At 40.0% G+C, this 15,989-nt stretch carries 11 protein-coding genes; 3 read left to right on the forward strand and 8 right to left on the reverse strand.

What is annotated here, in order from left to right; genetic code table 11:
• Nucleotides 1-18 precede the first annotated feature (18 nt).
• From hutG to hutH, 4 genes are read right to left on the reverse strand one after another with little or no spacing between them, the layout of a single operon-like run.
• Nucleotides 19-978, reverse strand: coding sequence for a formimidoylglutamase (gene hutG / locus HWE15_RS03850; RefSeq protein ID WP_290506179.1), 960 nt, complete (start codon nucleotides 976-978; stop codon nucleotides 19-21).
• Nucleotide 979: 1 nt separating this feature from the next.
• Nucleotides 980-2,986, reverse strand: coding sequence for a urocanate hydratase (locus HWE15_RS03855; RefSeq protein ID WP_290506180.1), 2,007 nt, complete (start codon nucleotides 2,984-2,986; stop codon nucleotides 980-982).
• A 47-nt stretch (nucleotides 2,987-3,033) separates the two neighbouring features.
• Nucleotides 3,034-4,272, reverse strand: coding sequence for an imidazolonepropionase (gene hutI / locus HWE15_RS03860; RefSeq protein ID WP_290506181.1), 1,239 nt, complete (start codon nucleotides 4,270-4,272; stop codon nucleotides 3,034-3,036).
• Nucleotides 4,273-4,282: 10 nt separating this feature from the next.
• Nucleotides 4,283-5,848, reverse strand: a complete 1,566-nt coding sequence (hutH, locus tag HWE15_RS03865) for a histidine ammonia-lyase (RefSeq protein WP_290506182.1) — start codon at nucleotides 5,846-5,848, stop codon at nucleotides 4,283-4,285.
• A 146-nt stretch (nucleotides 5,849-5,994) separates the two neighbouring features.
• Here hutH and HWE15_RS03870 point away from each other — a divergent pair, with 146 nt between their 5' ends.
• The gene (locus HWE15_RS03870; RefSeq protein WP_290506183.1) at nucleotides 5,995-6,861 is read left to right on the forward strand and encodes a LysR family transcriptional regulator; all 867 of its coding nucleotides are present in this window, start codon (nucleotides 5,995-5,997) and stop codon (nucleotides 6,859-6,861) included.
• Between the two features lie 361 nt (nucleotides 6,862-7,222).
• A complete protein-coding gene (locus HWE15_RS03875) occupies nucleotides 7,223-7,771 on the forward strand; it encodes a hypothetical protein (RefSeq protein WP_290506184.1) in 549 nt (182 codons plus the stop codon).
• Nucleotides 7,772-7,775: 4 nt separating this feature from the next.
• Here HWE15_RS03875 and HWE15_RS03880 read toward each other — a convergent pair whose 3' ends face one another.
• On the reverse strand, nucleotides 7,776-10,658 hold the full coding sequence (locus tag HWE15_RS03880; protein WP_290506185.1) for a two-component regulator propeller domain-containing protein: 2,883 nt from the start codon (nucleotides 10,656-10,658) through the stop codon (nucleotides 7,776-7,778).
• A gap of 277 nt (nucleotides 10,659-10,935) precedes the next feature.
• Between HWE15_RS03880 and HWE15_RS03885 the strand changes: the two genes are divergently transcribed.
• Nucleotides 10,936-12,540 carry a sugar porter family MFS transporter gene (locus HWE15_RS03885; protein ID WP_290506210.1) on the forward strand — a complete coding sequence of 535 codons (1,605 nt, stop codon included), beginning with the start codon at nucleotides 10,936-10,938 and terminating at the stop codon, nucleotides 12,538-12,540.
• 104 nt (nucleotides 12,541-12,644) lie between these two features.
• Here HWE15_RS03885 and menD read toward each other — a convergent pair whose 3' ends face one another.
• The 3 genes from menD to HWE15_RS03900 are packed head-to-tail and all read right to left on the reverse strand — an operon-like array spanning nucleotide 12,645 to nucleotide 15,960.
• Nucleotides 12,645-14,336: a 2-succinyl-5-enolpyruvyl-6-hydroxy-3-cyclohexene-1-carboxylic-acid synthase gene (gene menD, locus HWE15_RS03890; protein WP_290506186.1), complete on the reverse strand. Its 1,692-nt coding sequence runs from the start codon at nucleotides 14,334-14,336 to the stop codon at nucleotides 12,645-12,647.
• A complete protein-coding gene (locus HWE15_RS03895) occupies nucleotides 14,333-15,541 on the reverse strand; it encodes a chorismate-binding protein (RefSeq protein WP_290506187.1) in 1,209 nt (402 codons plus the stop codon). Before HWE15_RS03895 ends, menD begins: the two co-directional genes overlap by 4 nt.
• A complete protein-coding gene (locus HWE15_RS03900) occupies nucleotides 15,538-15,960 on the reverse strand; it encodes a hotdog fold thioesterase (RefSeq protein ID WP_290506188.1) in 423 nt (140 codons plus the stop codon). The genes HWE15_RS03895 and HWE15_RS03900 overlap by 4 nt, the downstream gene beginning before the upstream one ends.
• Between the last annotated feature and the right edge of the window lie 29 nt (nucleotides 15,961-15,989).

The raw sequence follows: 15,989 nt of genomic DNA on the forward strand, positions 1-15,989 counted from the left end.
AAAAAAGAAGATTTTGATTTAGCCGAAGGTTTTGCGGAGTACAAATTCGGTGCAGCGTGCAGCAAGTCTTGCGGTGGCATTGTCCTGATCAAATCTTGGATTGAGTTCTACTATATCCATTGAAATCAGTTTTTTGCTTTTTGCGATCAATTCAAGGACTTTGAAAGCTTGTTCTGGGCTGAACCCCATAGGAGAAGGTGCAGAAACTCCCGGCGCAACTGCTGAAGAAAAACCATCTAAATCGATGCTTAGGTAAATCTTATTGACTGAATCCATAAAAGCGACCAATTGCTGCTCCATAAATTCCCAGCTTTTGGATTGAATTTCTTCCATAGTGAAGAATTTTGCATGGACGGATTTGGCTATCTCAAAAAGTGATTTCGAATTTGCAGCTTCTTGAATTCCCCAAACCAGATAATTGAAGTTTTCAGAATATTCATTAGCTAATTGGGAAAATGGAGAGCCAGAATGCCTCATTCCTTGTGCCAATGGTCTAAGGTCAAAATGTGCATCTAGATTGATAATGCCTAATTTTTCACCTTTTGGAAGTAAGTATCTGAAAATGCCTTTTCCATGGGCATAGGCTAAATCGTGCCCACCTCCTAAAAGAATCGGAAAATGCTGACTTACCAATAAGGAATGAACTGATTCAGTAATTTTTTCATGCGTGGATTCCAAGTCATTATTCAGGGTCAGAATATTTCCATAATCAATAATTGGAATCTCTTTTTGAAGGTGATAAGCCGAGCTTCCCCAAAATTTCCGGATTAAATCCGGCGCATCTTTAGTTCCAGGTCTTCCTTGATTTCTTCGCACCCCCACTTCTCCCGGATAACCTAAAATCCCGATTTTTTTTCCAGCTTCATTTTGGAATTGCAAATTCGATTGGTAGTCAACCCATTGATACCAATATTCTTTTTGCTCTGATTTTCTACCAGACCAATGTTGAGGCCCCGGGTTTTGGTGAAGTGAATTCATACTACAAATTAGGGATTTGATCGATAATCTGCTGCTCTACCAAATTTGGAAGCGTAATGTTTAATCCTGGGCTTCGCTCCATTTCCCGTTGTATTGCTTCCAGAGATCCTGAATTTCTTGCCCAAGCTCTTCTTGCAATTCCATTATTTACATCGTAAAAAAGCATGGATTCAAGTCGTTGCTCTGCTTCCGGTGTTCCATCTAGCACCATTCCGAAACCCCCATTGATCACTTCTCCCCAGCCTACACCACCGCCATTGTGAATCGAAACCCAAGTGGCACCTCGGAAACTATCTCCAATCACATTTTGAATGGCCATATCTGCCGTAAATCGGCTTCCATCATAAATATTACTCGTTTCCCGGTAAGGAGAATCTGTCCCACTTACGTCGTGATGATCCCGTCCCAACACGATAGGGGCTGTAATTTCACCTGATGAAATTGCTTGGTTAAAGGCTTTTGCGATTTTAATTCGGCCCTCGGAATCAGCATAGAGGATTCGAGCTTGCGATCCCACTACCAATTGGTTGTTTTCAGCTTCCCCAATCCAGGTGATATTATCCTGCATTTGCTGCTGAATAGATGCCGGTGAAAGCGATTTTATTTCGCGTAAAACTTCAGCCGCGATTTGATCGGTCTTTTTTAAATCCTCTGGTTTTCCGGAAGTACAAACCCATCGGAAAGGACCAAAGCCATAATCAAAACACATCGGTCCCAGAATATCCTGTACATAGCTCGGGTAGCGGAAGTCTATTCCATTTTCTGCCATTACATCCGCACCTGCCCGGGAAGCTTCCAAAAGAAAGGCATTTCCATAGTCGAAGAAATAAGTCCCCTTTGCTGTATGTCGATTAATTGCGGCAGCATGGCGGCGGAGTGATTCCTGAACGGCTTGTTTGAATTTTGTAGGATTTTCAGCCATCATTTTATTGGATTCTTCAAAACTTAATCCAACCGGGTAATAACCTCCTGCCCAAGGATTGTGGAGGGATGTCTGATCTGAACCTAATTCAACAAAAATTTCTTCTTCATCAAACCGTTCCCAAACATCCACAATGTTTCCTAGGTAGGCGATGGATACTACTTCTTCTCTGGATTTTGCCTGTCTTACTCGAATGACAAGACTATTGAGGTCCTCAATTAATTCATCTACCCAACCTTGTTTATGCCTTTTGGAAGCAGCAGCTGGATTTACCTCTGCACAAACGGTGATACAACCTGCAATATTTCCGGCTTTGGGTTGGGCACCACTCATACCGCCTAAACCTGCTGTGAGGAAAATTTTCCCTTTTGGACTTTCCCCCGATTCCAACCTTTTTCGGAAAGCATTCATGACGGTGATTGTGGTTCCATGAACGATTCCCTGAGGACCAATGTACATATAAGAACCTGCGGTCATTTGTCCATATTGCGTGACCCCAAGTGCATTAAATCGCTCCCAATCATCGGGTTTAGAATAATTTGGAATCATCATTCCATTAGTAACAATGACTCTGGGTGCAATGGGGGAAGATGGAAAAAGTCCCATGGGGTGACCTGAATACATATGAAGTGTTTGGTTCTCCGTCATTTCGGAAAGATATTTCATCGTAAGCAGGTATTGAGCCCAGTTTTGAAAAACAGCCCCATTCCCTCCGTAGGTAATCAATTCTTCAGGATGCTGTGCAACGGCTGGATCCAAATTATTTTGAATCATTAACATGATCGCTGCAGCCTGTTTGGTTTTCGCAGGATAGTCATCGATAGGCCGCGCATATAGGGAATAGTCTGGCATAAATCGATACATGTAGATCCTCCCATATTCATGTAATTCCTCGGCAAATTCCAGAGCCAGTTCTTTATGCCAATCAATGGGAAAATATCGTAATGCATTTATAATGGCTAGCTTTTTCTCTTCGGAAGTAAGAATGTCTTTCCGTTTTGGGGCATGGGAAAGGCTCGGATTTCTTCTTTTTCTGGCAGGTAAAACGGAAGGGATTCCTTGTTTTATTTGGGATTGAAAATCCATGGCAATTTTTTTTAGAAAGGATTCTTACATTTAAAAGAGTGATTTTTTTAAACTCTCTTACCGTTTTTCCAGACCATCTCTGGCTTCATTTTACCTTGTTGGTAAAGAATTTCACGATAGTCAGAAGTAGGGAATAAGTTAAAGTCTGCAAGTTGGCCTGGGGTGAGTGTTCCTCTGTCAGAGAGTTTTAAGGTAGCTGCTGCCCGAAAGGTTATCCCAGCAAATACCTCTGCTGTGGTTAATTTTTCAAAGGTCGCCAGAATACTAGCTTGCGTTAACAAGTCTCCCATAGGTGCCGATCCTGGATTCCAATCTGAAGCGATGGCTAAAATCCCACCCTGATCCAAGAGTTGTCGGGCAGGAGTAAAGCCACACCCTAAGCCAATACTTGCTCCGGGAAGCGCAACACCAATGGTATTCGATTGTGCTAAACGTTGAATTTCTTCTTTTCCAGATGCCTCCAAATGATCTGCGGATGCTGCTCCAATCTCTATTGCTAACTTGGAGCCTCCTGTGGAAAATTGATCAGCATGGACCGTGATGTCAAATCCAAGTTCTTTGGCTTTTTTGAAATAGGGCAGTACCTCTTCAGGATTAAAAGCGGATTGCTCTACAAATGCATCTACGCGATTGCATAATTTTTCTTTGTGAATGATTGGAAGAAGTTTCTCGGTAATTTCTCGAATGTATTCTGTTTTATTCCCCTCAAAATCCCTAGGCAGTGCGTGAGCGGCAAGACAGGATGGAATAAGGTCTGCTGCTGTGCGATTATTGGTTTTTTGAATGGCACTCAGCATTTTGATTTCCTCTGAAACGGACAACCCATAGCCACTTTTGACTTCAATGGTGGTGACTCCTTCTGAAAGATGTCGCTGTGCATGGTCAAAGGTTTTTTTTGCTAGCGCAAATACAGATAAGGCTCTGGTCTGTTGGACAGTATCCCAAATTCCTCCTCCGGCTTTACTTATTTCCAAGTAGCTCTTCCCAGCATTTCGTAGGGTAAAATCTTTTGCCCTGCTACCCCCAAAACAGATGTGGGTATGACAATCAATAAAGCCTGGTAAAGCAACATAATTTCCTTCCAGAAATTTCCGGCTGGTATAATTCCAATCTACTTGCTTTCGAAGTGATTCAAAACTCCCAATCGCTTCGATTTTATCGTTTTTAATCCAAATGCCAGCGTTGGGTATGATTTCTAATTGATCATCTGAAAGTGCTCCTCGTAAAGGAAGCGCACGCATGGTAATCAATTGGGAGATGGGGCCGATTAGCTTTTGATTTTTCATAAGCAGGGCTTTAATAATTGAAAACTTCTGTCCACGGAGTATGATAGGGGAGCCCACTATTAGTGGCTAATTGGTTAGCTAATTGTACTAGACGCCCTTCACGAATAAGTTGTATCGCCTCCTCCATATCGTCAGACATGATTCGGTCTTCTGTGATAGGTTTTATGCAGGATCTGACAAATTCATAAATTTTCTGGAGAATTGGTCCGGATTGTAGAGGTTGATGGAAATCAATCGCTTGCACTGCATAGAAGAGTTCAATTCCTAGGATTTTTTCCACATTCTCAATCACTCGGAGTGCTTTTCTGGAACCAATACTCCCCATGCTGACATGATCTTCTTGCCCTAGGGATGTTGGGATTGAATCTGCCGATGCTGGGAAGCATAATCCTTTGTTTTCGGAGGCCAAAGCCGCAGAAGTATACTGAGGAATCATCAATCCTGAGTTAAGCCCGGTTTCTTTTAGGAGTAATTTGGGAACTCCTGGGGTATCTCCTTCTATGGAAAGATAAATTCGCCGATCAGAAATATTTCCAATTTCTGAAGCAGCCAAGCATGCATAATCAAAAGTCATCGCAATAGGCTGCCCATGAAAATGTCCACCTGATACCGTGTGATTTTCATTAAATACGACTGGATTATCAGTCACAGAGTTGATTTCGATTTCGAGGGTCTCCTTCAGGTGAAGCCATGCATTCCAGCTAGCACCATGCACTTGGGGAATGCATCGTAGGGAATAAGGGTCCTGGACTCTCGTGCAGTTTAGATGAGAAACGACTATTTCGGATCCTTTGAGAAGGTTGGCTATAGTATGAGCAACGTGCTGATTTCCTGCGAATGGCCGTAACGCGTGAAGTTCTGCTGAAAAAGGGTTGGCAGAACCCATCAACCCTTCAATCATCAAAGCCCCTGTTAAGGAGGCATTTTCAAGAAGATTATGGAATTTTTCAACGATTCGGATGCCATGGGCGGACATGAATTGGGTACCATTGATTAATGCCAAGCCTTCTTTGGGACCTAATGAGAGGGGTGTCTTTTCAAATTGCCGGAGTACTTCTGCAGTTGTAAGCACAGTTCCCCTGTATAATACCTTTCCAAATCCAATCAATGGCAGAAATAAATGGGATAAGGGTGCTAAATCTCCGGATGCTCCAACAGAACCTTGACTAGGAACAATAGGTAAGATGTCATTTTCCAACATCCAATGAATTCGCTCAAGTGTTTCGAATTGGATTCCAGAAAAACCTTGCGCCAAAGCATGAATTTTCAAAACCATCATCAACTTGGTGATTTCTGCATCCACAGGTTCACCCACACCGACTACATGGCTTTTCAGAAGATTTTCCTGTAAAGTGGTGGTCTGTTCTGGGGAAATAATGCTGGTACATAGTGGGCCAAAGCCTGTATTGATTCCATAAACAGCTTTTTCACCCTGGGCGATTTTGTTGACTGCTTCGGCAGATGCTTTTACTTTTTGGATGGTTTCTTTACTGAAAACACCTGTAGCTTCCTTTCTGGCTAATTTCAAAGCCCAGGATGCACTGAGATGGTCTTGTCCGTAATGGAATGTTTGCATTGGTTTCGGAGAAAGGCGGTTTTCGGGTTTTCTTGTTCGAGTTTCAAGAGCTTTTGGCTTGGTCTTCAAGCTTTTTCAAAGGTAGAGCTTTCTAATGATGCTTATTGATACTATTTTTATCAATTAATAATAACTGTAAGGTATCAATGGAGCTAAGGCATTTACATTATTTTCAGGCTGTTGCTGAAGAATTGAATTACAGAAAAGCTGCAGAGCGACTCTTTATATCCCAGCCGGGCCTTAGTCGCCAAATCAAGCAACTTGAAATGGAATTAGGGGTACAGCTTTTTGAGCGGGATAAAAAGCATGTCTCCTGTACTGCAGCAGGTGAATATTTAAAAGAGGAAGTTGAATTTGTACTGAACCACCTGGAAAACGTTAGACTTCAAATTCGGGAAATTGCATCAGGAAAGGTGGGGGAGCTCCGAATAGGATTTTTAGGTTCGGCTTCGAATCAGCTTTTACCGGACTTACTGAATCGCTTAAATTCAAATTTTCCATTGATCTCCACTAGTTTGGAAGAATTGAGTAATCAAATCCAGGTGGAAATGCTCCAAAAAGATAAATTGGATTTGGGATTCGTTCGTTTGGCATCGGTTCCAGAAGACTTGTCCATTAAACCTGTTTTTAGAGATACTTTCTCCATTGTTGTACCCCAAAATCACCCCATTCACAAATCAGACTTTAAGTCTATTGCCCAATTTGCCCAAGAATCCTTTATCCTTTTTTCATCGGATTATTCAAATTATTACTATGAGCAAATCATTGGGATTTGTAGAGCTGCAGGATTTAATCCTCATGTCAAACACAAATCCGTCCATGCCTTAACCATCTTTCGATTGGTTGAAAACGGTTTGGGGGTAGCGATTATTCCTACCTCCTTGAAAGAGGGATATGATCTTAATGTCCGCTTTATGGAAATACCTGGGATTTCTCAGTTTACAGAGTTATCTGTAATATGGAAAGCTGAGAACAGAAATCCAGCCCTAAAGAAAGTGTTGTCACTATTGTAAAAATGGGAGAAAACGCTGTTTTAGAAATGATAAAGCTATATGTCGGGTAAATGTCGGGTCAATTCCGCCCCTTTTTCGTTCTAAAAATCTTCCATACAAAACATCTTGCCATGGTCAAACCAAAAACACATTTCACTATGAAACAACCAGAATTAGGCAAGAAAATTTCTGAATTGAGAAAAGCCAAAGGATTGACTCAATAAGAGTTGGTCGAAAAATGTAATCTGAATGTAAGAACCATTCAACGCATCGAAGCAGGGGAGGTGACTCCAAGGTCCTATACCATTAAGGCTCTTTTTGAGGCTTTGGATTTTAAAGGTTTTGAGGAGAAAACTTCTCTAGAAAAAATTCTTTTATCTATTTGGGGATTGCAGCAGGTGTCATCTATTTCTTTTTATCCGTTTTTGAGTTAGGGTTTGAAATAGAGTATATCGGAGGAAAAGAGGAAATCAGCAGAAACGGTTTTTCCTTTATTAAAGTAGGATCTTATTTCAGCCACATCTTATTTATGTTGGCTTGGGTTCGCTTAGCCTCTTATTTCGCTAATTCATTTTTGAAGATAGGAGCTTGGATGATGGTAGGAGCCAATGCGATTTGGATGATTGTTGACTTATTTGCTCTTCAAGCGGATTTCTTTGAATTAGGTGATTATTACCTAATCAAAATCAGTTCGTTTGGTTTTTTCTATGTTCTATTGGGAATGGCCTTTTTAGGGTATAAAAATCGTTTCTCTACCATTCCTTTGATTGTAGGAATTCTCACGATTATTGGAGGTTTTCTGATGTTCACCGGATTAGCGGCTTTTTTAAGTTTGATTCCTTTGACTTTAGCAGAACTCGGACAAATTGGACTGATGATCTATTTTTCACAAAAAATCGGGAGAAGAAATTCTCCCGATTCTAGTTTGTAAATCATTAAAATTTAAGGATGAATTCCTGCAGGTTTTCGGAACGTTCCAATTGAATTTTTTTCCGTAGCCTGTACCGTGCAATTTCCACCCCTCTGATCGTAATATTCATCAAATTGGCAATTTCCTTGGAGGAAAGGTTCATTCTCAAGTAAGCACTCAATTTGATTTCTTGTGGACTGAGATCAGGAAAGGCTGCTTTGAATCGAGTCATAAAATCACCATGTACCTCGTCAAAATGCATTTCAAACTGTTCCCAATCTTTGTCACCAGCAATGTTCTTTTCGATATTTTGAATGATCTTTTTAATCTCGTTTTTGACCTCCTGATTTTTACTTTTCTTGATGATATTGTTCAGGTTGGATTTAGTTTGAACAATAAATCCATTTTTGTTGATCAAATGCATAGTGGCAGAAGCCAACTCCTTGTTTTTGCTTTGGATCTCTGATTTGAGCTTTTCCGTTTTGAGTCGTTCAATTTCCTGCTTTGAACTTTTGAGGTCTTTTTCTTTTTGTTGAATCACTTTTGTTTGGGCTTCCTTGATTTGAGCGGCCTCTTCCTTCATTCGTTTATCCAAATACTTGAAAAGAAGATAGAGCAATAAGATTCCCGCAAGTGTATAAAAAAGATAGGCGAGGGTGCTTCTATACCAAGGGGGAAGAACTATAAAAGAATACCGATCTTCCTCTGAAATCTCCCCATAGATATTCTTGCTTCTTGCATGAAAAATATAGTCCCCTTCTCTTAAATTGGTGTAGGCTTTATCCCGTTTGGTCGTCCAGTCACCATATCCATCTTCCAGTCCTTCTAGCCAAAATTGAAATTGGGTGGTATTCTCATTGTTTGGAATAGGGTTACTTGCCTCGAATCTCAAATTGGCTTCTTTATAGGGGATAGCTGGAACTTCTATTTCAGATTTAGAATTAGTGAAGGTATCTCTTTGCAAATAATCACCTTGGGAAATCAAGGAGTCAGAAGCACCTGTTAAATAAACAGATCGAATAAGTGTAGGGAAAGAAATGGAAGGGCTAAAGTTTTTATCCAATTTATACCAAATAAAACCCTCATTTGCTGCGAAAAGCACCTCATTGGCACGAATGAGGGAGATATTCTGAAGGTCATCGTTTAGGAATGGCTTGATTTTATTAAAGATCTGATAGTTTTTTATGTAGGTTCCGTTGATTTGCCGTTCCAGAATCCCCACTTCTTTTTCCCCGATATAGAAAATATTTCCTAAGGGATCTTCGACCATGCTTGTAGCCAAAAAATCCGGCTCAAAATATTTTTCGAAAGTAGGGTGTTTTTCAAATCTATCCTGATCTGCATTGAATCGGTAAAGCCCATATTCCGTAGAGAAAACAAGCTCATTATTTAGTTTCCAAACACTATTAAGCAGATTTGTTGGAAGTCCTGATTCTGTTCCATAGTATTTGAAAGTGACTGAATCCAGGCTTTCATTTAGTTTTAAGCGGTAGATTCCCTTATATCCGTGCGCCATCCAAATGTCCCCGTTGCCGTCCTGCTCGATTAATCGGGAAGACTCATTAAACCCATTTAATTTTCGTAAAAATCGAATGGAGTTATTTCTAATTTCATACAAAAGCAGGCCATTATAACTACCACTGATAATCAATTCAGGATGATCCTTAAGTGGTTGGAAGTTCCAGATGCCAGTCGGTCCATCGATCCGGTTTGCTTTTCTATTTTCCAAAAGAAATGCACCATCATTCTGAGCTGAAAGCAAAAGGTTTTGAATTTGTGTAATTTGATACACCTGCCCGGTACCATTGATTAATGGACTGGTCTTTTTTGAAGATCCGGCTTCTATTTTTTCAGAAAAAAGTCCATAGTTCGTGCCATAGAAAATCTCATTCTCTCTCAAAAAAGCATCATACCCAGTACCCGGTAAACCTGAAAATTGATCGATTAACCGAAAGGGTAGGCTGAGTTCTAAAAGAGTGATTCCATTGTTATGTCCAATCCACAAATTTCCACTAATGTCTTCAAAAAGGGATAAAATGGAATTGTTCCGTAATCCATTTTCCTTATTCATCTCAAGAAGATCCTCGCCATTCGTATCCAAAATATATAATCCATGACGCTGGGTTCCGATCGCTAAATTTCCATTTTTGAGTTGTTTAGCCTCATTGATCTGTACATCCTTAGGGAGTGTACTTTCCCAAGGCTGAACTCTAGTGCCGGAAATTTCAAAAACTCCTTGGTTCCGAGTAAATGCTAAATGACGGTTGTTTGAAAGCGAAATAAATCCTGCAATGAGCTTGTCAGCAAAAAATGCCCCCTCATTGACAGGGACTAGTTTGTTGTTTTCAAAAACAAGCAGTCCTTTTGATTTTTGGTTTACATAAAGCTTGTTATTGGTAAGGTGGAAACTCTCAAAATCCTGCTCACCGTCTAATACGGATTGAAATTCTTGGTCTTTATTAAAAATGAAAAGTTTGTCAAAGGTGCAAAAAATTACCATTTCCCTGATGAAATGGATTTTCCATATTTCCTCCAGATTTTTACTGTTTTCGGGAAGTTTGTCTGCTAATGAATGATAAATAAGTGCCCCTTTTTGGTCTGGTTTGAAATATCCGAATTCTGCTTGGCCAGAGGCATAAATGATTCCGCTTTCATCAATGGCGACGTCCCTGATTTTTGTACTGTTGGGTAAAGCATATCTTCTCCACTCGGCTCCATCATACTCTAATAATCCAAAATTATTCGCAACATAGATTAGGCCGGCAGTGCTTTGGGTAAAGGAAAAATTTTGGATTCCTCCTTGGTATTCGTGTGAGGAGTAAAATTTTGAAAAAGGAAGTCCGGGATTTTGCCCCCAGGAGTGAACAATAAGATTGAAAAATAAGAGAAATGTAAATCCGTATTTCATGGGTTTTTGGGCATTGATTTTAACCAATAAGCAAATCAAATTGATGTACCTAGTAGGTTCCAACGTTGAGGTTTTGGTGTAGCTAAAATAAGCTTCAAAATTAAAATGTAGGCCTTTTCCTATATTTCTTTTCTGCTTTGTGAAATTTTTGAAGGAGGGATGATGTGGTATTGTGGGGGTGTAATTTTGGGAAGTTTAGAATCAATTGATTTAATTACTTATAGGTTTATTATCTAATTTTCTAGCAAGTATCTAATTCTACCAAAAGGGATTTCAAATAAAGTCACTAGCTAACCATAACAATTCAACCCAAAATCCTATGACAAAAAATCAATCTTATACGATACGGATTTCCCTTATTGTAGCACTAGGGGGATTTTTGATGGGTTTCGATGCATCCGTAATTTCTGGTGTGGTTAAGTTTATCGAAACAGAATTTGACTTAACCAAACTCGAACTAGGTTGGTCTGTAGCTTCCCTTACTTTGACGGCAACATTGGCTATGATGGTTTCCGGCCCCCTCAGCGATCGATATGGTAGAAGGAAGGTTCTTCAGGTAGCGGCGATTCTCTATGCGATAAGTGCATTTGGCTCTGCAGTAGCTCCAGATTTTGTGAGTCTGGTTATTGCTCGTATGATTGGAGGATTCGGTGTGGGAGCTTCTTTGATTCTGGCCCCCATGTACATTGCAGAAATAGCACCTCCTGCGATGCGGGGAAGATTGGTTTCTTTCAATCAGCTGAATATTGTAATTGGTATCTCGGTAGCTTTTTTTACGAATTATTTAATTCTTCAATTGGGAGAACTTGATTCAGATTGGGCCTTGAGCTTGGGGTTTGAAAAGTGGAATTGGCGATGGATGCTGGGATTGGAGTTTTTGCCAGCAGTTCTGTTTTATGTTGGTTTGTTTTTTGTCCCTAAAAGTCCCCGTTGGTTGGTGATGAAAGGTCAGACAGATCAGGCCATGTTGATCATGAATCAATTCACCAATCTAGAAGATGCTAAAAAACAGATTAATGATGCTATTCGAAGTATTCATGAAGAAAAGGACAAAGAAAAAGTCAAGCTAACCGAGTTTTTCAAACCTGCCTATCGATTGGTTTTAATCATCGGGGTTGTAATTGCGATACTTCAACAGATCACTGGAATCAATTCGGTGTTTTTCTATGCGCCAATGATTTTTGAGCAATCCGGAATTGGAACAGATGCATCCTTTATTCAGGCAATTTTGGTAGGCTTAACCAATTTAGTCTTTACGGTTTTGGCGATTCTTTTTATAGATCGCCTCGGAAGAAAGCCTTTGTTACTTTTGGGGTTAGCTGGAATTGCTCTATGTATGGGTCTTTTAGCGTATGGGTTTGGTGATGCTACCTATGAATTGACATCCGAGTCAGTAAAAACTCTCCCAACAGAGATCAATCAAGAACGTTTAGCTCCCCTCATTCAAACGATTTTTGAGGATGACGTAAGCTTTAAAGAGGCAATTCGAGAAAGTCTTGGTGAAAAAGATGCATTAGCTTACGAGTCAAATCTAATTACAGCAGCTATTCAAATGAATCCAACTTTGATTTTGGTTGGCATTCTCGGCTTCGTTGCGTCCTTTGCGATTTCAATTGGTCCCGTGATGTGGGTTTTATTTTCGGAACTTTTTCCAATTCATATCAAAGGAGCAGCCATCTCATTTGTTGGTTTTATCAATTCCCTGATTAGCTATTTGGTACAACAGTTTTTTCCTTGGCAATTGGACACTATGGGAAGTAGTACCACCTTCCTGCTTTATGGCCTTTTTGCAGCTTTAGGGTTCTTTTTTGTGATTTTTGTAGTTCCGGAAACAAAGAACAAATCATTGGAAGAATTAGAGGAGATTTTAATCAAAAGGTAAAAGAATTCAATCTTCGAATAAAGCCATGAAATACCCCATTTCTTAATAGGTAGATTTACCAAAATTCCTTTTAAAAATGGGAGTTCAACTAAAGGACTTATCTCTTATTGGCTCTCCTTTAACTTCTGAGAAATCATTTCTTTTATTGATTTCAGAATCTCAGCATTTTGGGTGCTATCGCTTTCGATTTCCAATAATTTAGGTTCGGAACTAGCCTGATAAAATCCTTCTAAGGCTTGCTTCAATTCCTGAATATTCTTTGAAAGGGAATAATCAAACTTATATTCTTGAGAGATAAACTTGGCAGATAGGGCTTGATGGGTCTCAAAATATTCTTCAAGTTCTGGTTGATCTTTTGGGCCTTCAATCAAGCGGAAAATTCCTCCCGCATGATTATTCAGTAGAATAATTCGCAGGTTAGGGGTAGGGTAATTATGCCAAAAAGCATTTCGGTCGTAGAAAAATGCCAAATCCCCGGTAATGATGGTGACAAACCATGAAGTTTCCAAACAACAGCCCACTGCAGTACTGTTCGTTCCGTCGATTCCGCTCGTCCCACGATTACAATAGATTTCTTGCGCTCTTTTCCCAAGAAAGTTTACATAGCGTACTGCCATGGAGTTGGCTAATTGGATTTTGGAATCTGCAGGAATTTCACGCAGAATTGTTTGCAAGGCTTGATACTCACCAAAATAAGCCTGCTCCAATAAACGGGGAAGATTTTCCTGAACCTTTTGTTCTAACTCTTGCCAAGATTCAAAATATCCTTTTTCTAATTGTGGAAGTTTTTCTAACAACCACTTTAAAAAATACAGCGGTTCACATTCGACTAATCTATGTAGCTGCTGAAAAGTATCATTGACACCCTCATGAGCTTGGATGTGCCAGTGGATTATTTCATTTTTTCGGAGAAATAATTTCAGCGGTTTTGAAATAAGTGACTTCCCGAACGTGATTACTAAGTCTGGCTTCAGGTTTTTGTTGAATTCCTCATTTCCCAACCAATGATCATGGAAAGTAATACTTCCTGAACCTTGAAGGTTTGATATACTATCTGCAACGACCACTAGTTGCTTTTCTATTACTAGCTTTTCCAAGATGGATTGGAGCAGAGCATTGGGTTGTTGCTGTCCCGGAATAATCAGAATTCGTTGGTATTGTCGAAGTTCATTGTCCAATTCCAAAAGAGTAGCCTCAGAAAGCTGGCGAAGGGGTTTTTCGTGTGAAAAAATGGAAATTCGAGAAGAAGGAATTAATGCTTCTCCTTTTTTCGGATAAAAGGGCTCTCGAAGCGGAATGTTAATATGAACCGGACCTTTTGGGCCACTTTGACTGAGATTGATTCCCTCATTGACGATTCGATGGCTGTGCCATAACTGATCAGTTGTTCCGAAGCTATCCGGGAATTGGAAAAACCTTTTAATGTGATTTCCATATACATTGGCTTGGAAAATAGTTTGCCCATCCCATTGATCGATCCATTCTGGAGGCCGATCTGCAGTCAAAATCAATAGAGGAATCTCTTGAAAATAAGCTTCTGCAATAGCTGGAAAATAGTTAAGGGCAGCAGAACCTGATGTACAAACCAATACCACTGGTTCATTTAGCTGTTGAGCCATTCCGAGAGCAATAAAGGCGGCGGAACGTTCATCAGAAACCGTTCTGGTATGGATTTGAGGATGACGTGCAAAAGCGATCGTAAGAGGTGCGCATCTTGAGCCCGGAGATAAAATTGCGTTTTTTACCCCTTTCCTTGCACAAATTTCTACTAAATCAATAATTGCTTGAAGGCTCACAGTTGAGGGTTTTGGATAAACTTACCAATGATTTCACACTTCATTTCAGTTTCTTCCCATTCCATTTCAGGATTGGAATCTTCTGTCACTCCAGCTCCAGCATAGAGGGTGATTTGGTCTTTTGAGAATGAAGCAGTTCGAAGATTTACAAAGATGGAAGTCTGGTTTTCAATGTTTACAGGGCCAATAAAACCTGCGAAAAACTTTCGGTCAAACCCCTCATAGCTTTTCAGGAAATCATGGGCTGGTTTTCTCGGCATACCACATACAGCCGATGTGGGATGAAGCAGTTGTAGCATCACGGATCCGAGTTGAGGGAAATTGGTTTCCTTCATATTTACTCGAAAATCAGAACGAAGATGCAAAAGGTTTCCTGCTAAGACAGTTTTGGGTCCATGTTCTTCATATTCCCGAAGCCTGATTTTTTTGAAACAGTCTACAATGTATCGACTGACCAAAGCCTGCTCCTCAATTTCTTTTTGTGTCCAAGCAGCAGCTTTAAGAGGGTTTTCACCTTTTGCAGATTGTGTGCCTGCCAATGACATGGTGTAAAACCAATCTCCTTTGGTTTCAATTAAAATCTCGGGACTTGCTCCCATCCAAGTTCCAATACCGGGAAGATGGAAAAAGTTTACAAAAGAGTTTGGATAGGATTTTAATAAACTCAAAAGGCTTTTTGCCAAATCAAAATCACTTGGGATAGGAAGTTTTTTTGTGCGAGCAGGGACCACCTTTTCTAGATAACCTTCAGAAATAGAGGCTATACTTTTCTCTACCAAATTCAGAAAATCTACTTTAGAAGAACCATCCCGATTGGATTTTATTTCACTGATAAAGTCTATATCCAACTTTTGAAAAAAGTATTTTTTATCGGTCGGGGCTTCTAATCGTTGAACCCAATTGGGAAGTTGAATGGAATCTTGATCTTCACTAATGGAGATTTTGAAGTACTCCTTCGCCTCGATAAAATAAGCCATTTGATCTTCCTGATCCTCAAATGGATGGATTATAAAACCCGCAGGAGCATCCTCAAGACTTAGGCTGATTTTTTTTGCCTCCTTGGCGTCATCAAAAGATATTTCCAATTCAGTCGATTGAGGCTTCCTCCAAAGGGCAAAAGACCCTCCAAATTGAAAACCAGCTGATAATATCTGATCAAGAGCCTGGTATAGTGAAAGAGATTTGGCTGCTAGTGATTCAATCATTTTTTATCCAAAATCGCCATCGTAATTCTGCTTATACAGCAGAGGGATTCATTTTCGTTGTAAATTTTTATTTCCCAAACCTGCGTGCTTCTTCCCAAGTGGATAGGTGCTGCAATTCCTTTAACAGTTCCAGATCGTACAGATTTAAGGTGATTTGCATTTATTTCTAAACCAACACAGGTCTGTTTGGAAGTGTCGATTGTCAAAGAAGAAGCAATACTTCCTAGGGTTTCGGCAAGCACTACATTAGCACCTCCGTGTAACAAGCCTAAAGGCTGTTTGGTTCTAGCGTCTACCGGCATAGTTGCCGTAATTGAATCTGACCCTAGTTTTGTAAAAACGATTCCAAGATGACTAACCAGCGTATTCTCACTGCTTTTGTTTAATTCCTCAAGGGATGGCTTAGATTGAAAAATCATGGATATTTTTGGGAATTGATTTTCTTTGA

It is taken from the genome of Algoriphagus sp. (assembly GCF_013373065.1).
In the GTDB taxonomy this organism is placed as follows: Bacteria; Bacteroidota; Bacteroidia; order Cytophagales; family Cyclobacteriaceae; genus Algoriphagus.